General features: G+C 71.8%; 15 protein-coding genes. All 15 read right to left on the bottom strand.

Going from position 1 to position 18352, the window contains the following annotated elements; all coding sequences use genetic code 11:
* Positions 1 to 309: 309 nt before the first annotated feature.
* A complete protein-coding gene (locus tag ACWGR4_RS36840) occupies positions 310 to 2406 on the bottom strand; it encodes a putative cobaltochelatase (protein WP_452133083.1) in 2097 nt (698 codons plus the stop codon).
* Between the two features lie 477 nt (positions 2407 to 2883).
* Positions 2884 to 3705 (bottom strand): MetQ/NlpA family ABC transporter substrate-binding protein, encoded by an 822-nt coding sequence (locus ACWGR4_RS36835; RefSeq protein WP_452133082.1) that lies wholly within the window; start codon positions 3703 to 3705, stop codon positions 2884 to 2886.
* Positions 3706 to 3787: 82 nt separating this feature from the next.
* Entirely contained in the window at positions 3788 to 4444 is a 657-nt protein-coding gene (locus ACWGR4_RS36830; protein ID WP_078978636.1) for a methionine ABC transporter permease, read from the bottom strand.
* 2 nt (positions 4445 to 4446) lie between these two features.
* The gene (locus ACWGR4_RS36825) at positions 4447 to 5520 is read right to left on the bottom strand and encodes a methionine ABC transporter ATP-binding protein (RefSeq protein WP_380001017.1); all 1074 of its coding nucleotides are present in this window, start codon (positions 5518 to 5520) and stop codon (positions 4447 to 4449) included.
* Between the two features lie 381 nt (positions 5521 to 5901).
* Positions 5902 to 6378 carry a GNAT family N-acetyltransferase gene (locus tag ACWGR4_RS36820; protein ID WP_078978635.1) on the bottom strand — a complete coding sequence of 159 codons (477 nt, stop codon included), beginning with the start codon at positions 6376 to 6378 and terminating at the stop codon, positions 5902 to 5904.
* Positions 6379 to 6717: 339 nt separating this feature from the next.
* Positions 6718 to 7548 carry an SDR family NAD(P)-dependent oxidoreductase gene (locus ACWGR4_RS36815; protein WP_452133081.1) on the bottom strand — a complete coding sequence of 277 codons (831 nt, stop codon included), beginning with the start codon at positions 7546 to 7548 and terminating at the stop codon, positions 6718 to 6720.
* On the bottom strand, positions 7545 to 9092 hold the full coding sequence (locus ACWGR4_RS36810) for a wax ester/triacylglycerol synthase family O-acyltransferase (RefSeq protein WP_452133080.1): 1548 nt from the start codon (positions 9090 to 9092) through the stop codon (positions 7545 to 7547). Before ACWGR4_RS36810 ends, ACWGR4_RS36815 begins: the two co-directional genes overlap by 4 nt.
* On the bottom strand, positions 9089 to 10333 hold the full coding sequence (locus tag ACWGR4_RS36805) for an alpha/beta hydrolase family protein (protein WP_452133079.1): 1245 nt from the start codon (positions 10331 to 10333) through the stop codon (positions 9089 to 9091). The genes ACWGR4_RS36810 and ACWGR4_RS36805 overlap by 4 nt, the downstream gene beginning before the upstream one ends.
* Before the next feature lie 239 nt (positions 10334 to 10572).
* Complete coding sequence (argH, locus tag ACWGR4_RS36800; RefSeq protein ID WP_380001026.1) at positions 10573 to 11991, bottom strand: argininosuccinate lyase; 1419 nt, start codon at positions 11989 to 11991, stop codon at positions 10573 to 10575.
* A complete protein-coding gene (locus ACWGR4_RS36795) occupies positions 11988 to 13184 on the bottom strand; it encodes an argininosuccinate synthase (protein ID WP_452133549.1) in 1197 nt (398 codons plus the stop codon). The genes argH and ACWGR4_RS36795 overlap by 4 nt, the downstream gene beginning before the upstream one ends.
* Before the next feature lie 113 nt (positions 13185 to 13297).
* On the bottom strand, positions 13298 to 13861 hold the full coding sequence (locus tag ACWGR4_RS36790) for an arginine repressor (protein ID WP_235618828.1): 564 nt from the start codon (positions 13859 to 13861) through the stop codon (positions 13298 to 13300).
* A gap of 45 nt (positions 13862 to 13906) precedes the next feature.
* Entirely contained in the window at positions 13907 to 15124 is a 1218-nt protein-coding gene (locus ACWGR4_RS36785) for an acetylornithine transaminase (protein ID WP_380001030.1), read from the bottom strand.
* Positions 15121 to 16098, bottom strand: coding sequence for an acetylglutamate kinase (argB, locus tag ACWGR4_RS36780; protein ID WP_452133548.1), 978 nt, complete (start codon positions 16096 to 16098; stop codon positions 15121 to 15123). The genes ACWGR4_RS36785 and argB overlap by 4 nt, the downstream gene beginning before the upstream one ends.
* Positions 16099 to 16130: 32 nt before the next feature.
* Positions 16131 to 17285, bottom strand: a complete 1155-nt coding sequence (gene argJ, locus ACWGR4_RS36775) for a bifunctional glutamate N-acetyltransferase/amino-acid acetyltransferase ArgJ (protein WP_452133547.1) — start codon at positions 17283 to 17285, stop codon at positions 16131 to 16133.
* Positions 17282 to 18310: an N-acetyl-gamma-glutamyl-phosphate reductase gene (gene argC, locus ACWGR4_RS36770; protein ID WP_452133546.1), complete on the bottom strand. Its 1029-nt coding sequence runs from the start codon at positions 18308 to 18310 to the stop codon at positions 17282 to 17284. Before argC ends, argJ begins: the two co-directional genes overlap by 4 nt.
* Positions 18311 to 18352: the final 42 nt, after the last annotated feature.

Below are 18352 nucleotides of genomic sequence, written 5' to 3'. Positions count from 1 at the left end.
ACCGGAGGCACCCGACAACCGCAACCCGACCGCCCAAAGCACCAATCCCAGCCCGTCCGGCGCATGAGGACAAAGCGGAGCGCAGCCCGGCTCCCGAAGCCCGACCCAGGCCGAACCCCAGCCCGTCCGGCGCTTGAGGACGCTCGCCGCAGGCACCCGACAACCGCAACCCAACCGCCCAACGCACCAATCCCAGCCCGTCCGGCGCTTGAGGACCGGCGGGCCGCCGGCCGGCCAACCACACCCCGGCCGACCCACCGCCCAGGACCGACCGATTCCAGCCCGTCCGGCGTGTGAGGACCAACCACGTCACGCCACCGAGCGCACATCCCGCACCAGCCCCGCCAGCCCCTCCGCCGCGAGTTCGTCCAACGTCACCACCGGCCCACCCAGATCCCCGGCAAGCCGGGCCGCCAGGCCCAACCGCACCGGACCGCTCTCGCAGTCCACCACCAACGTCGCAACACCCCCGGCCGCCAACAGTCGAGCCGCCCGCCGGCTCTCCCCCAGCGCGTCCCGCCCACCCGTGGCCCGCCCGTCGGTGACCACCACGAGCAGCGGCCGACGCAGCGGATCACGCAGCCGCTCCACCCGCAACGTCTCGTGCGCACGCAACAACCCGGCCCCCACGGGCGTCCGCCCCCCGGTCGGCAACGCCGCCAGCCGCGCCGCGCCGATCTCCACCGACGACGTCGGCGGCAACGCCAACGACGCACCCGCGCCCCGGAAGGTGACCAGCCCGACCTTGTCCCGCCGCTGATAGGCGTCCAGCAACAGGGACAACACCGCGCCCTTGACCGCCTGCATGCGCTTGCGCGCCGCCATCGACCCGGACGCGTCCACCACGAACAGCACCAGGTTGCCCTCGCGCCCCTCGCGGACCGCCTCGCGCAGATCGGTGCGCCGCAGCAGCAGCCCCGCGCCGGTACGTCCGCGCGCCTTCTGGTGCAGCGCCGCCGCCCGCACCGTGGCGGCGACATGCAGCCGGGTCACCCGGCCCGCGGCGACCTGCGCGCCGGTGGTACGCCCGCTCGCGGTCCGCGCGCGGGAACGGCGCCCGGCCGCGCCCTGCCCGACCCCGGGCACCGCGAACAACCGGGTGCGATACGGCTCGGCCGCCGCCACCGCGGCCTGCTCCCGCCCACCGTCCGAACCGGCCGGCGTCCCCGCCACCGGAGCATCCTCGGTACCGGGCGCCGAACTCGGCGCCGCCTCGGTCGGCTTCGACCCGTCGCCCGCCGACCCGTCCGCCCGATCCGAGCCGTCCGCCCCATCCGAGGCATCCGACCGGTCCGCACCGTCCGTCCGCTCCGACCCGTCCGCCCCCGCCGGCGGCTCCCCGCCCCCGTCCGGCCCATCCCCTTCAGGCTCCGGGTCCGGCTCGGGCTCCGGCTCCTCCGGATCCCGCAACGCCTCATCGAGCAGCGCCTCGTCCAACCCGGGCGCATCGAACGGATTGCGTCGCCGCCGGTGCGGCAGCGCCAACAGCGCGGCCTGCCGCACGTCCTCCGCCGTGACCTCGGTCCGCCCGTGCCAGGCGGCCAGCGCGATCGAGGTACGCGCCGTGACCAGGTCCGCCCGCATCCCGTCCACCTCGAACGACGCGCACACCCGGGCGATCCGCTCCAGCTCGGCGTCCGGCAACCGCACATCGGCCAGCACCTTCCGGGCCGCCAGGATCCGCCCGGCCAACGCCGCGTCCTCGTCCGCCCACCGCGCCGCGAACCCGTCCGGATCGGCCTCGTAGGCCAACCGGCGGCGCACCACCTCGGCCCGCTCGCGCGGCTCCCGGCTCGCCGCCACTTCCACGGTCAGCCCGAACCGGTCCAGCAACTGCGGCCGCAGCTCGCCCTCTTCCGGGTTCATCGTGCCCACGAGCAGGAACCGCGCGGCGTGCCGCACGGACACCCCCTCGCGCTCCACGTGCGAGGTACCCATCGCCGCCGCGTCCAGGAGCAGGTCGACGAGGTGATCGTGCAGCAGGTTGACCTCGTCGACGTACAACACGCCCCGGTGCGCGGCGGCCAGCAGCCCGGGTTCGTACGCCTTGACGCCCTCGGTGAGCGCACGTTCGATGTCCAGCGAGCCGGCCAGCCGGTCCTCGCTGGCGCCGACCGGCAGTTCCACCAGACGCGCGGCGCGCGAGGCGCCGCCGACCGCCGGATCGTGCGGCCCGTCGGGGCAGTGCTCGTCCGGCCGAACCGGTTCGCAGGAGAAGCGGCAACCCGGCACCACCGCGACCTCGGGCAGCTGGCTCGCCAGCGCGCGCACCATGGTCGACTTGGCGGTGCCCTTCTCGCCCCGCACCAGCACCCCGCCGACCGCGGGCGAGACCGCGTTCAACACCAGGGCCAGGCGCAGGTCGGCCAGTCCGACGATGGCGGAGAACGGATAGGCGGCGCTCATCGGCGCCGGCCCGGCATCGTCGATCCGCCGTCGGATGTCCGTACCGTACCCATCGGTACGACGATCGCCGGGAACATCGGTATCAAGCACGCAGGCATGCGCCGTCGGCCTCCCTCGGGTGTCCACGCCCTGGTCGGTGGCGGGACCCGCGTTCGGGGTCCCGGACAGCGGCAAGTCTCTGGCTCACGCCCGCCCGAGGGCGTGCGTTCACAGTGGCGGGACCGCTCCGGGTTGCCGCATCGCGCCGTCGCCTCCGGATGTACCGGCATCGAGGTGTGGTCCGCGTCCGGTACGGCCGCGAACACACCTCGACACCGGGCCCGAAGGTGCTCCGCGCGATCCGCCGGATTCCTTCCCTGCTGTCGGCCACACCCTCTCACATGCCCCGAAACACGCCACGGCCCCCGCCGGATGAATCGGGCGGGGGCCGTGGTGGGTGTGCGCCGCGGCGCGGGCGGCGGGGTCACGCCGCGGGAATCAGAACGCGGCGAGCACGTTGCCCTTGTACTCGTCGGCGATGTACTTCTTCACCTCGGGCGAGTTCAGCAGCTTCGCCAGCTTCTGCACGCGCGGGTCGGTGTCCTTGCCCTTCTTGACCACCAGGACGTTCGCGTAGGGGTTGTTGTCGGCCTTCTCCACCGCGATGCCGTTCTTGCCCGGGGTCAGCCCCGCGTCCAGCGCGTAGTTGCCGTTGATCACCGCGCCGTCCACGTCGTCCAGCGCGCGGGGCAGCTGCGCCGCCTCGATCGCCTTGAACTTCAGCTTCTTCGGGTTGTCGGCGATGTCCTTCTCGGTCGCCGTGGTGGTCGCGCCGTCCTTGAGCTTGATCACACCGTTGTCGGCGAGCAACTTGAGCGCACGACCGCCGTTGGTGGCGTCGTTCGGGAACGCGATCGTCGCGCCCTCCTTCAGCTCGGCGAGCGACTTGACGTTCTTGGAGTAGAGCGCGAGCGGCTCCAGGTGCACCGGCACCACCGGGGTCAGGCTCTTGCCCTTCTCCTTGTTGTACTCCGCCAGATACGGCTTGTGCTGGAAGAAGTTGGCGTCGACCGCGCCCTCGTCCAGGGCCGGATTCTGCTGGGTGTAGTCCGAGAACTCCTTGATCTCCAGCTTCAGGCCCTCCTTCGCGGCGAGGTTGTCCTTGATGTACTTCAGGATCTGCGCGTGCGGGACGGCGGAGGCGGCGACCTTGAGCGGGTCGGAGGCGGACGAGCCCTTCTTGTCGTCGCTGCCGCAGGCGGCGAGACCGAGTCCGAGGGCGGCGACGGCGGAGATGGCGACAAACTTGTCGATACGCACGAAGAGTGCCTTTCCTGGTGGTGCGGTGTACGCGGGCGGAATGCCTCGCGTCGTACGGTGGCGCGGGCGAAGTGCCGCGTGTCTAGCGGTGGGCGAGCCTGCGGGAGAGCAGGTCGCCGAGGAATTGCACGAGTTGAACCAGGACGACGAGCACCGCGATGGTGACGAGCATCAGGTTCGTCTCGAAGCGTTGGTAGCCGTAGCGGATGGCGAGGTCGCCGAGCCCGCCGCCGCCGACCACACCCGCCATCGCGGAGTAGCCGACGATCGCGACGACGGTCACGGTGATCGCGGAGATGATCGACGGCACCGCCTCGCGCACGAGCACCTTGCGCACGACGGTGAACGTGCCCGCGCCCATCGACTGGGCGGCCTCGATCAGGCCCCGATCCACCTCACGCACCGCGGTCTCCACCAGGCGCGCGAAGAACGGGATGGCGCCCACGGTCAGCGGCACGATCGCGGCGTCGGTGCCGATGGTGGTCCCGGTCACCCAGCGGGTGAACGGGATCAGCGCGACGAGCAGGATCAGGAACGGGATCGACCGCCCCACGTTGACCACCAGGCCGAGCAGCTTGTTCGCCGGCGCGAAGGACAACGGCCCGCCGCGGTCGGTGAGCACGAGCAGGAGCCCGATCGGCAGGCCGATCAGTACGGTGATCAGCGTCGCGACGCCGACCATGTACAACGTCTCCTGGGTGGCCGTCTCCAGCAGTGGCCGCATCTCGGACCAGGTCATCGTCAGAGCTCCTTGCCCGCGAGCGCCACGCCGTCGGCGGCGGCGACGTCGGCGTCCGATGTGGTGTGGTCGGTCCCCGACTCGGCTTCGGCCTCGTCGATCACGTCGACCTGGAGGCCCTGCTCGCGCAGGTAGCCGATCGGCACCACGTTGCGCTCGAAGGTGCCGTCGAGCGAGATCCGCATCCGGCCGATCTGCCGCCCGCCGACGCTCTCCACGGCCGCGCCGAGCACGTTGACGTCGACGTTGTAGGTGCGCGCGAGGGTGGAGATGAACGGCTGCGCCGTCTCCTCGCCGCGGAAGGTGATGTCGACCAGCGTGCGGCCCGCGAGCACGGCGGGCGTACCCAGCGGGAACATCTCCCGGGCCAGCCGCGAGTCGGAGCGGCCGAGCAGCTCGGGCACCGTCCCCGACTCGACGATCCGGCCGCCCTCCATCAGCGCGGCCGAGTCGCAGATGTTCTTGACCACGTCCATCTCGTGGGTGATCAGCAGGATGGTCAGGCCGAGTCGGTCGCGCAGGTCGCGCAGCAGGGCCAGGATCGAGCGGGTGGTCTCCGGGTCGAGCGCCGAGGTGGCCTCGTCGGACAGCAGTACGCGCGGTTCGGCGGCGAGCGCGCGGGCGATGCCCACCCGCTGCTTCTGCCCGCCGGACAACTGCGCGGGGTACGCCTTGGCGTGCTCGGCGAGGCCGACCAGGTCGAGCAGTTCGGCGACCCGGCGGGCCCGGTCCCGGCGCGGCACCCCAGCGATCTCCAGCGGTACCGCGACGTTCCCGGCGACGGTGCGGCTGGAGAGGAGGTTGAAGTGCTGGAAGATCATCCCGATGCCGCGCCGCTCGGCGCGCAGCGCGCTCGCCGACAGCGAGGTCAGCTCGCGCCCGCCCACCTCGACGGTGCCCGACGTGGGGCGCTCCAGGAGGTTGACGCAGCGGATCAGGGTGCTCTTGCCGGCGCCGCTGCGGCCGAGCACACCGAAAATCTCGCCTTCGCGCACGTGCAGGTCGACCCCGTCGAGCGCGGTCACCTGCCGTTCTCGGCTGCGATAGACCTTGCTCAGGGCAGTGGTACGGATCACCGTGAAGTCCTCGGGTGGATGTGCGCGCCGAATCGGGCCCGACGAAGGGCCGCGCGACTCGATCACACAGGGGGCGTGGCGGGGGTTGCACCGGGGGCGCGGAGCGCTCGGCCCGGGAGAGGGATCAGGCCCTCAAATCCTCAACAGCCACACATTCGACACATCTGACACGAACGGCGCATGCAACGACAACCCGTGGCGGTAGCCGCGGTGCCGGAGATGTGAGCCGTCGTGAACATGATCCGATTAAAGCAGACACACGCCTCGCAAAGGAAATGTCATCCCGCCGAGCACCTGCGACCGGAGCCGACGAAGCCCCGACGGCCATGGATTCCATGGTTGCCGGGGCTTCGGGGGTGCTGCTCGCCTCGCGGGCGTCGATCAGGCCGCGAGGACGGCGGTCTTGCGCAGGTAGACCAGGCTCAGCCGGGGGCTGACCTTCTCGATCCGGCCGGAGACGTAGCCGAGGCGTTCGTACAGCCGCAGATTGTTCTCGCTGCGGTGGCCGGTGAACAGCTCGTACTCGGCGGCGTCGGCGAGTTTCGCCTCGATCGCGCGCAGCAGCCGGGTGCCGAGCATGTGCCGCTGCAGCCGGGGGTGCACGATCAGTTTGCCGATCCGGGCCACGCCGTCGTCGATGGTGCCGCGCACCGAGCCGACGACCTCCTCGCCCAGGCGCGCCACCAGCACGGTGTGCGTCTCGAACTCGGCGCGCAGGCTCTCCAGGCTCTGCGTCAGCGGCTCGATGCCGTAGTCGTTGTAGAGGGCGGCCTCGCCCTGGTAACAGAGGTACTGAAGCTTGAGAATCTGCTCGGCGTCGGATACGTCCGCCGTGCCGATACCCACGTTCTGCCCCATCGGATTGCTCCCCTGATCGCCCTGATCACCGCGCGGATGTGTGTGCCGCAGCGTCGAGCCCCGTGCCCGATGCGAAGGGGGAGGGTTGTCCCCTTCTCGAACACGCGCGTGAACACTGCGTTCGTCACTGTTCCACACGGCTTTTCCCGGACTTCTACCCGGCCCTCACCTACGCGCAATCCGGCGTTCAGGCAGCGTGTTCGACGAAGTGCCCCCCGATGGGGTGAATCGCCGGAAAAATGCGTGTCGCGGAACGCGCGCTGTGGCCACTACGCGCGGCGTTCACGCCCGTTCCGGGGCGACCCGGCCGATCGATCCGGCCGGCCGCGGCCCGGCCGGCTACAGACCCGTGACGCGGCGGACGACTCCCTCCTTGAGCGCGCGCACCATCGCGAACGGTTCGGTGGCCTGGTGTACGAGCAGCGTCAGGTGTGCGTCGGCCCCGACCACGTAGCGCGATCTCGGCGACTTCGTGGTGGCGGCCAGGGCGATCGTGTCGGCGATCGTCTCCGGCTCGCTCCACAGCGGCTTCATGATCGAAAAGCCCAGGTCCATCCGGCGGAACGCGGTCGCGAACGCGGTGCCGCGATGGCGCTCGACCGCGTCGGCCATCTCCTCGGTGGCGCCGCTGCGGAAGCCGCCGGGCGAGACCACCACGACGTCGATCCCGGCCCCGGCCAGTTCCACCCGAAGCGCGTCGGACGCCGCCTCCATCGCGTGCTTCCCGGCCTGATACCAGCCGAGCAGCGGATACGTGACCCGTCCGGCCAGCGAGGAGATCTGCACCACCCGGCCCCACCCGCGCTCGCGCATGTGCGGAACGGCGAAGCGGGCCAGCCGCATCGGGCCGAACAGCGCGGTCTCCAGCTGGTGGCGGGCGTCCTCCTCCGACACGTCGAGCACGGGGGCGAACGAGGTGCCGCCGGCGTTGTTGACCAGGATGTCGGGACGGACCTGCTCGATCACGTCCTTGCCGCCGGCCGCGTCGGTGACGTCCAGGAGCACGGTGCGGACCTCGACCCCGGCCGCGTCCGCCGCGGCCAGGACCGACTCGGCCTTGGCCGCCGTGCGCACGCTGCCGACGGTGTCCACGCCCGCCCGGGCCAGCGCCAGCACGGTGGCCAGGCCGAGTCCGGAGTTGGCCCCGGTGACCAGTGCCGTCCTGCTCACGCGCGATCCGCCTCGAACCCGGCGGCATCGACCGCACGATCCTCCTCGACCCGTCGCGGACCGGGCACCTTGGGCACGGCCCCGGCCCCACCCTCCGGGTCAGCCGCGCCGTAGGGCTCGGGCGGCAGATCCCGCGTCGGGCGCGGCGGCGCGACCTCGTCCGCCGCCTTCAGCAGGTGGTTCAACTGCTCGACGATGGCGTCCGCCAGGGCGAACGGGTCCGGCAGCGCGTCCCGGTCGGCCAGCACACCGATGTCGATCCGGTCGTCGTAGCTCATGCCACCGATGAACAGTCCGAAGCCGTCGGCGATGATCCCCATCGAATGAAACGCCTCCACTCGCTGCCCGTGGGCATACAGCGGCCTGCGCGGACCGGGCACGTTCGACACCGTGACGTTGCACAACGCCGGCAGCACGGACGCGAGTCGGGCCTCGCGGTAGAGCCCGCCGAGCGCACCGAGCAGCGCCGGCGGCGGCGCCTCGGCCAGACCCGTGAGCAACTCGCTGCCCATCGCGCTCTGTACGGCCTTGGCCGCGTCGGAGTTCTCGTGCACGCACAGCAGTCGCTCACCGGGCTCGGCCACATCGGTGGCCAGCCCCACCAGCATCCCGGTGATCAGGTTGCCGCCGGCTCGCTCGCCGCCGTGCGTGGCGTCCACCGGCACCGTGGCGACCAGTTCCCGCTCAGGCAACTCGTCCAGGGCATCCAGGTGTTCGCGCAGCGCGCCGGCCACCATCGCGAGTACCACGTCGTTGACCTTGACCCCGAAGGCGTTCTTGACCAGCTTGACGTCGGAGAGCGAGACGCTGCAGAAGCCGTACGCGCGGCGCGGGCCGATCGGCGCGTTGAACCGGGTCCTGGGCACGTTCAGCGGCAGCGCCCGACTCAGCCGCCCGGTCAGCGCGGCCTGCAGCACGCCCTGTCCCAGGCGGCCGAGTTGCCGGCCCACCCGCACGGGCGTGCCGGCAAGCGAGAGTGCGCCCTCGCGGATCGCCTCCCACCCCTCGGGCACGGCCCCCGGCTCGCTCGGCCCGGGCACCGGCGCGGGCGCCTGCTCGGCCGGCGGGTTCGGGACGGCGTCGAAGAAGATCTCCTGCATCGCGGCGCCGGAACGCCCGTCGATGCACGCGTGATGCACCTTCCACAGGTGCGCGACCCGCCCGTTCTCCAGGCCGTCGACGATCCACCATTCCCACAGCGGGCGGTCGCGGTCCAGGCGGTGGCGGTAGATCTCCTCGGCCATGGCGGTCAGTTCACGCCGGCCGCCGGGAGCCGCCAGGGTGGCCCGACGCAGATGGTTGCCCAGCTCGAAGTCGGGGTCCTCGACCCAGTGCGGCCGGGCCAGCCCCCACGGGCCGCGGACCAGTTTGCGGCGCAGCAGCGGCAGTCGGGGCAGCCGGGCGGCCAGCGTGCGCGCGAACGCGGCGCGGTCGACGCGGCCCCCGGTGTCCGAGGCGTCGACGATGGTCAGGCAGACGACGTGCGCCGGCCACTCCTGCGACTCCAGGGCCAGGAATGCCGAATCCAGACCGGAGAGCTTCACCAGGTATTCCTCCTCCCGATGCCCGACGAGGTCAGGGCATCCTCGATGAAGCGGTGCGCCTGCCGGTTCCACACGGCTCCGATGTGCGAGCCGCGGTACCAGCAGACGGATGGTTCCTCCCAGTGCTTCCAGAGCCGATACGCCTGCTGCGGCGTGGCCATACGATCGGCCAGGCCGGCGTAGACGAAGCGCCGCTCCAGCGGCACCCGGGGCGTCACCGCCAGCGGCGAGACCACGCGGTGGACCGTCTCGGCGTCCGCGCCGAGCAGGCCCGCCGCGCGCACCTCGCGCTCGATGTCCTCGGGTACGTGGTGCGACATCACCCACGCCATGTCGACCGAGGGCACGCCGACGACCACGCAGTCCAGCTCCTCCAGGCCCGCGACCAGGGCGGCGACGTAGGCGCCCAGCGAGAGCCCGTGCACGGCGACGGGGGTGTCGCCGTCGCCCTGCGCGCGCACCCAGTCCAGGCAGCGGCGCACGTCCCACACGGCCTGTCCCAGGCCGTGCACGTTGCCGAGGTAGTCGAACGAGATGAACGTGCCGTCGTGGGTGCGCGTGCTCTTGCGCGGCCCGTGCATGGGCAGCACCGGGTGGATCACGTTGACGCCGAGTTCGCGGTGCAGCCGCGGCGAGCGGAAAGCGGCCAGGTCGCCGGGTCGGCCCATGCCGAAGCCGTGCAGGTTCACCAGCCACGGTCGCGGCGCTCCGGGGTGGCGCAGTACGTACGCCCACACCCGCTGATTCGCTCCCGCGCCCTGCCACCGGGTGGCCCCCGGTACCCCGGCGCGGGGCATGTACCCGCTGTCGAAGGTCAGTTGCTCGTAGCCGATGGTGCCGTAGAGCCGGTCCCGGAACACCGGGTCCTCCGGGGCGGGCGGTTCGGGATGGAAGCGGGTCGGATCGTCGAGGTAGCCCTCGGCGCGGAACTTGGCCAGCGCGTCGGCGATCTCGGTCCGGATCCGCTGGGCGTCCTCGGGGTCGGGGGACAGCCGGCCGCCGGCCAGGACGGCCACCACGAGTTCGTCCAGGAAGGCCGCGGAGACCAGTCCCGGGGTGGGGAACACGGTGGGCATCTCTGGATATCGGCGCCGCTCGGCGCGCAACGACCGCACATAGGAGCGCACCCCGAAGCCCACCGAGGGGGGAACACTGCGCAGCAGCGCGCCGACCGGGAGATCCGCCGTCATGGCGGCGGACTTCTCCCCCTGGGAACGTATTCGACGCAGGTGATCGAGCATGCCGATCCCTCCCCTCGATGTGAACCGACCCTAGTACGGAATCAACGGAGCGAACACACGCAATCGCTTTTGGTAACCGCGATTTCACAATTGGGACTGGAACCGCAACTTCCGCTCACACTCGTGCAACCACCCCGAAACCGGACGCCCCATGACATGCGGACACGACGATGGGCCCGCCACCTCCCCCCGGAGGTTGCGGGCCCATCGTCTCAGGTCGATCCCGGTGCCGTACGGCGTTACCCGCCGGCCCACTTGCGCTGGCCGGCCAGGTCCGCCCGAAGCTCGCCGAGTTGCTCGGCGACCCGGACCGGGGCGGTGCCCCCGCGTCCGTCACGCGAGGCGACCGAGCCGGACACGGTCAGTACCGAGCGCACCTCCGGGGTCAACTCCGGCGAGATCTCCGCGAGTTGATCGTCGGTCAGGTCCCACAGCTCGATCCCGCGCGGCTCGCAATACTTCACACACGCGCCGGCCACCTCGTGTGCCACCCGGAACGGAGTGCCGCGGCGGACCAGCCACTCGGCGATGTCGGTGGCCAACGAAAAGCCGGCCGGCGCCAGTTCGGCCAGCCGCTCGCGGTGGAAGGTGAGCGTGGCGATCATCCCGGTGAACGCCGGAAGCAGGACTTCGAGCGTGTCGCACGAGTCGAAGACCGGCTCCTTGTCCTCCTGGAGGTCGCGATTGTAGGCCAGCGGCAGCGCCTTCAGGGTGGCCATCAACCCGGTCAGGTTGCCGATCAGCCGGCCCGACTTGCCGCGCGCCAGCTCCGCGATGTCGGGGTTCTTCTTCTGCGGCATGATCGAGGAACCGGTGGAGAAGGCGTCGTCCAGCGTCACGAAGGAGAACTCCTTCGTGTTCCACACGATGATCTCCTCGGCCAGCCGGGACAGGTTCACCCCGAGCATCGCGGTGACGAACGCGAACTCGGCGGCGAAGTCGCGCGAGGCGGTGCCGTCGATCGAGTTCGCCGCGGAAGCGGAGAAGCCGAGGTCGCGGGCCACCGACTCGGGGTCGAGCCCGAGGGAGGACCCGGCGAGCGCGCCGGACCCGTACGCCGACACGTCGGCGCGCCGGTCCCAGTCGCGCAGCCGGTCGGCGTCGCGCGCGAAGGCCTGCACGTGCGCGAGCAGGTGGTGCGCGAGCAGCACCGGCTGGGCGTGCTGGAGGTGGGTGCGACCCGGCATCACCGCGTCGGGATGCGCCGCGGCCTGCTCGATCAGCGCCTCCTGGAGGTCGGCGAGCAGCCGGCCCAGGATCCGCGCGTGGTCGCGCAGGTACATCCGGCCCAGGGTGGCGATCTGGTCGTTGCGCGAGCGGCCCGCGCGCAGCTTGCCCCCCAGGTCGGGGCCGAGGATGTCGAGCAGGCCGCGCTCCAGCGCGGTGTGCACGTCCTCGTCGGCGATCGTGGCGACCAGGACACCGGACTCGACATGCTCTTGCAGCGTGTCCAGGCCGGCCAGCATGCGGGTCAGCTCGTCGTCGGTGAGCAGTCCGGCCGCGTGCAGGACCCGGGCGTGCGCCCGGGAGCCGGCGATGTCGTACGGCGCGAGCCGCCAGTCGAAGTGCACGCTGGCGGAGAGCAGGGCCAAAGCCTCGGAGGGGCCGCCGGAGAAACGGCCGCCCCACAGGCTCACCCGGTCGGTGTTCTCGGTCACGATTCACCGTCCCGACGCGCCGCGATCTTGCCGGAGAGCCCGAACAGCTCGATGAAGCCCTTGGCCTGCGATTGGTCGAACGTGTCGCCGGTGTCGTAGGTGGCGAGGTTGAAGTCGTAGAGCGACTGGTCGCTGCGCCGACCGGTGACCACGGCCCGCCCGCCGTGCAGGGTCATTCGGACGTCGCCGGACACGTGCCGGTTGGCCTCGGCGACGAAGCCGTCGAGGGCCCGCTTGAGCGGGGAGAACCACAGGCCGTCGTAGACCAGTTCGGCCCAGCGCTGCTCGACGGTGCGCTTGTAGCGGGCCAGCTCGCGCTCGACGGTGACGTTCTCCAGCTCCTGGTGCGCGGTGATCAGCGCGATCGCGCCCGGGGCCTCGTAGACCTCGCGGCTCTTGATGCCGACCAGCCGGTCCTCGACCATGTCGATCCGGCCCACGCCCTGCGCGCCGGCCCGCCGGTTCAGCTCCTCGATCGCCTGGAGCACGGTGACCTCGCGGCCGTCGACGGCCACCGGCGCGCCGTGCTCGAAGGTGATCACCACCTCGTCGGCGTCCCGCGCGTCGGCCGGATTCTGCGTGTACTCGTACACGTCCTCGATCGGCGCGTTCCAGATGTCCTCCAGGAAGCCGGTCTCCACGGCTCGCCCGAAGACGTTCTGGTCGATCGAGTACGGCGACTTCTTCGTGGTGACGATCGGCAGGTTCTTCGCCTCGGCGAAGGCGATCGCCTTGTCCCGGGTCATCGCGTAGTCGCGGACCGGGGCGATGCACGTCAGGTCCGGGGCGAGCGAGGAGATGCCCACCTCGAAGCGGACCTGGTCGTTGCCCTTGCCGGTGCAGCCGTGCGCGACCGTGGTCGCTCCGTGCTTCCGCGCGGCGGCGACCAGGTGCTTGACGATCACCGGTCGAGACAGCGCGGAGACCAGCGGGTAGCGGTCCATGTAGAGCGCGTTGGCCCGGATGGCCGGCAGGCAGTAGCCGTCGGCGAACTCGTCGCGGGCGTCCGCGACCTCGGCCTCGACCGCGCCGCAGGCCAGCGCCCGCTTGCGGATGATGTCCAGGTCCTCGCCGTTCTGGCCGACGTCGACGGCCACCGCGATGACCTCGGCGCCGGTCTCCTCGGCGATCCATGGGATACAGACGGAGGTGTCTAGACCTCCGGAATAGGCGAGTACGACGCGCTCGGTCACGAGCGATTTCTCCTTACGAATGAGCGATTCGGCAGATGTGGTGCCGGCTTCGGCCCGAGCCGAGCGATCGGGCGGTGTGCGGAAGTCGATGGTCGCGGGCGGACCGGGCCCGGCTATCCCTTGTGCTCGGCGAGCGCCAGGAGGTGCGCGGCGAGCGCCGCGCCGCCCTCCGGGTCGCGCGAGACCATCAGGATGGTGTCGTCGCCGGCGATGGTGCCCAGGATCAGCCGGGACTCGGCGTGGTCCATCGCGGAGGCCAGGAACTGGGCCGCCCCGGGCGGTGTGCGCACCACCACGAGGTTGCCCGACGCCTCGGCCGACACCAGCAGTTCGCCGGCCAGCCGGGACAGCCGTCCCTCGACCGCGGACTCCTCCAGCGGTGCCCGCGGAGTGCGATCACCACCCTCCGCCGGCACGGCGTAGATCAGCGATCCCTCCGCGTCGCGGATCTTCACCGCGCCGAGTTCGTCGAGATCCCGCGACAGCGTGGCCTGGGTGACGGCGAGGCCGTCCTCGGCGAGCAGCCGGGCGAGTTGGTTCTGCGACCGGACCGGGTGTCGGGTCAGGATGTCGACGATCCGCCGGTGGCGGGCGATCCGGGTGCTGGGCACCGCATATACGCCCTCGACCGGGGTCGCGTCGGTGCCGGGCTCGCCGGCGCCGGGCTCGCTGCTCATGGGCCGACCCCGCCTAGCGCCGCACGCGTCGTCGTCGGACGGTGTTCACGAAGTTCCTCCGGCGGGTGCGGCGGCGAGGCCGGCGTCCAGGATTGCGGGCAGCGCCCCGAGCAGCGCGTCCACGTCCGCGTCGTCGACGACGAGCGGCGGGGCGAGCCGGACCCGGGTGGGCACGGCGGCGTTGACGAGGAAACCCGCGTCCTGCGCCGCCTGTTGCACGGTCTGCGCCACCGGTGCGGTGAGCACGATACCGATCAACAGGCCCGCTCCGCTCACCTCGTCGACCAGCGGATGGGCGATCTTGTCGATTCCCGCCCGCAGCCGCTCGCCGAGTTGCGCCGAACGGGTGCACAGGTCGTCGTTCTCGATCGTGTCGAGCACCGCGAGCGCGGCGGCGCAGCAGATCGGGTTGCCGCCGAACGTGGTGCCGTGCTGGCCCGGCCGCAACAACTCGGCCGCCGGCCCGAAGGCGACACAGGCGCCGATCGGCAACCCGCCGCCCAGCCCCTTGGCCAGCGTGACCACGTCGGGCTCGATGCCGAGCGGCTGGTGGGCGAACCAGGCGCCGGTACGGGCTATGCCGGTCTGGATCTCGTCCAGGATCAGCAGCGCGCCGTGCGCGGCGGTGATCTCCCGGGCCGCGGCCAGGTAGCCCTCGCCGGGCATGACCACGCCGTTCTCGCCCTGGATGGGCTCCAGGATCACCGCCGCGGTCTGCGGACCGACGGCGGCGCGCAACGCGTCGACGTCGCCGTAGGGCACGAAGTCGACGCCGCCGGGCAGCGGGGCGAACGGTTCGCGCTTGGCGGGCTGGCCGGTCATCGCCAGCGCGCCCATGGTGCGGCCGTGGAAGCCGCCCTCGGCGGCGATGATCTGCGGCCGGCCGGTGCGCCGGGCGATCTTGAACGCGGCCTCGTTGGCCTCGGCGCCCGAATTGCCGAAGTAGACCCGGCCGGGGCGGCCGAACAGCGCGAGCAGCCGCTCGGCAAGCGCCACGGGCGGTTCGGCGATGTAGAGGTTGGACACGTGGCCCAGTCGGCCCAGCTGCGCGCTCACCGCGGCGGCGATCGCCGGGTGCGCGTGGCCGAGCGCGTTGACCGCGATGCCGCCGAGGAAGTCGACGTAGGTGTTGCCCGCGCCGTCCACGACGCGCGCGCCCGAGCCGCTGATCAGCTCGATCGCGGGTGTGCCGTAGTTGTGCATCAGCGCCTGGTTCCACCGCTGCGTCAACGCACCGGCGGCACCGCTCTCGGTGATGGTCACGCCGCCCCCTCGGAGTCTTCGTCGTCGTTGTCCACGTGCTCGATGTCGGCCGCGGCCCCCGCGTGCTTGTCCCGGGCGGGCACCACCATGGTCCCGATGCCCTCGTCGGTGAACACCTCGAGAAGCAGCGAGTGCGCGACACGCCCGTCGAGCACGTGCGCGGCCGGCACCCCGGCCTGCACGGCTCGCAGGCACGCCTCCATCTTGGGCAGCATGCCGGTGGACAGGTTCGGCATCAGCGTGGCCAACTCGTCGGCGTCCAGGCGCGATATCACCTCGTCGCTGACGGGCCAGTCGGCGTACAGCCCCTCGACGTCGGTGAGCACGACCAGCTTCTCCGCGCCGAGCGCCACCGCGAGCGCCGAGGCCGCGGTGTCGGCGTTGACGTTGTAGACGTGCCCGTCGGCGCCGCGCGCGATCGAGGAGATCACCGGTATCCGGTTGTCGTCGAGCAGCGCCCGGATCGCGCCGGGGTCGACCTCGACGATGTCGCCGACCAGGCCGATGTCGACCGACTGGCCGTCCACGACCGCGAGCCGCTTCTCCGCGGTCATCGTGTGCGCGTCCTCGCCGGTCATCCCGACGGCGAACGGCCCGTGCCGGTTGATCAGGCCGACGATCTCGCGCTGCACCTGGCCGGCGAGGACCATGCGCACCACGTCCATCGCCTCGGGCGTGGTCACTCGAAGGCCGCCGGCGAAGGAGGACTCGATGCCGAGCCGGTCGAGCTGCGCGCTGATCTGCGGGCCGCCGCCGTGCACGATCACCGGGCGCAGCCCGGCGAACCGCAGGAACACCAGGTCCTGGGCGAACGCCTGCTTGAGTGCGTCGTCGACCATGGCGTTGCCGCCGAACTTGATCACCACGGTCTTGCCGTAGAAGCGCTCCAACCACGGCAACGCCTCGATCAGCGTGTGCGCCTTGGCCAGTGCCGCGTTGTTGCGCCCCTGTTTGTCGGCCGATTCCGTCCGCATCCCGCTCCCCCTCGTCTGGCTGTCGGTACCGGTCACGACGAGTAGGCCGAGTTCTCGTGGACGTATTCGGCGGTGAGGTCGTTGGTCCACACCGTCACGGCGGCCTCGCCGGCGTTGAGGTCGGCCACGATGTGCGTCTCGCGCGGGGTCATGTCGACCAGCTCGCGGTCCTCGCCGACGAAACCGTCCCGGCACACCCACACGCCGTTGAAGGCGACGTCGAGCCGGTCGGGATCGAAGGTCGCGGCGGTGGTGCCGATCGCGGCGAGCACGCGGCCCCAGTTGGCGTCCTCGCCGTGCACGGCGCACTTGAACAGGTTGTTCCGGGCGATCGAGCGGGCCACCTCCAGCGCGTCGGCCTCGGTCGCGGCGCCCGTCACGTCGATCCGGATGTCCTTGCTCGCGCCCTCGGCATCGCCGATCAGCTGCCGGGCGAGGTCGCCGCAGACGGTGCGCACCGTCTCGGCGAACGCGGCGAGGTCGGGCTCGACACCGGAGGCGCCGGAGGCCATCAGCAGCACGGTGTCGTTGGTGGACATGCAGCCGTCGGAGTCGATCCGGTCGAACGTGGTGTGCGTGGCGCCGCGCAGCACCGCGTCCAGCGTCTCGGCGTCGACCGCGGCGTCGGTGGTGAGCACGACGAGCATGGTGGCCAGGCCGGGGGCGAGCATGCCCGCGCCCTTGGCCATGCCACCGACGGTCCACCCGGCGGGGTCGGTGACCACGGACTGCTTGTGCACGGTGTCGGTGGTCTTGATCGCGATCGCAGCGGCCTCGCCACCGTCGGCGCTCAGTGCCGCCGCCGCCTTGTCGACGCCCGGCAGCAGCCGCTCCATCGGCAGTTGCACACCGATCAGGCCGGTGGAGGCCACCACGATCTCGCCGGCGTTCAGCCCCAGCGCCTCGGCGACCCGCTCGGCGGTGGCGTGCGTGTTGCGAAAGCCCTCGGTGCCGGTGCAGGCGTTGGCGCCGCCGGAGTTGAGCACGACCGCCTGCACGAGGCCGGCCTTGACCACCTGTTCGGACCACACCACCGGCGCGGCCTTGATCCGGTTGGCGGTGAACACCGCCGCCCCGGCGATCGAGGGGCCGTCGTTGACGATCAGCGCCACGTCGGGCGCGCCCGTGCTCTTGAGGCCCGCGGCCACGCCCGCGGCGCGAAAGCCCTGTGCTGCGGTGACGCTCACGGCGCTACCCCCGTCTTGCTCAGTCCCAGGTCCTCGGCGAGGCCGAGGGCGATGTTGGTGCTCTGGATGGCGCCGCCGGCGGTGCCCTTGGCGAGGTTGTCGATCGCGCCGACCACCACGACGCGGCCCGCCCGCTCGTCGACGGTGACCTGTACGACGGCCGTGTTGGCGCCGTAGACCATCGCGGTCGCGGGCCACTGGCCCTCGGCGAGCAGGTGGACGAAGCCCTCGTCGGCGTAGGCCGCGGTGTAGGCCGCGCGGACCGCCTCGGCGGTGACGCCCGGCCGCAGCCGGGCGGTGCAGGTGGCCAGGATGCCGCGCGACATGGGCACCAGCGTCGGGGTGAAGGACACCGTGACCGGCGCGTCGGTGACCGCGCGCAGCCCCTGGAGGATCTCCGGGGTGTGCCGGTGCACCCCGCCGACGCCGTAGGCGCTCGCGGAGCCCATCACCTCGCTGCCCAGCAGGTGCGGCTTGGGCGCCTTGCCCGCCCCGGAGGTGCCGGACGCGGCGACCACGACCCAGTCGGGCTCGACCAGGTCGGCGGCGGTGGCGGGCACCGTGCACAGCAGCGAGACGGTCGGGTAGCAGCCCGGCACCGCGATCCGCCGGGTGCCGGCGAGCGCGGCGCGCCCGCCCGGCAGCTCGGGCAGTCCGTACGGCCACGTCCCGGCGTGGGGGGATCCGTAGAACTCCTCCCAGTCGGCGCCGTCGCGCAGCCGGTAGTCGGCGCCGCAGTCCACCACGAGCACGTCGGCGCCCAGTTGCGCGGCCAGCGCGCCGGACTGTCCGTGCGGCAGGGCCAGGAAGACCACGTCGTGCCCCGCCAGGTTCTCGGCCGTGGTCTCGACGAGGACGCGGTCGGCCAACGGCAGCAGGTGCGGCTGCAGCTCGCCCAGGCGTCGGCCCGCGTTGGACCCCGCCGTGAGCGTGCCGATCTCGATCTCCGGGTGTGCGAGCAGCAGGCGCAGGATCTCCCCACCCGCGTATCCACTCGCCCCCGCCAGTGCCGCCTTGGCCCCCATTACCGCCTCCTTGTCAGGAGCATGACTATACGGATGGTCGAA

It is taken from the genome of Embleya sp. NPDC055664, from assembly GCF_053618075.1.
This window is presented reverse-complemented; position numbering and strand designations above follow the sequence as displayed.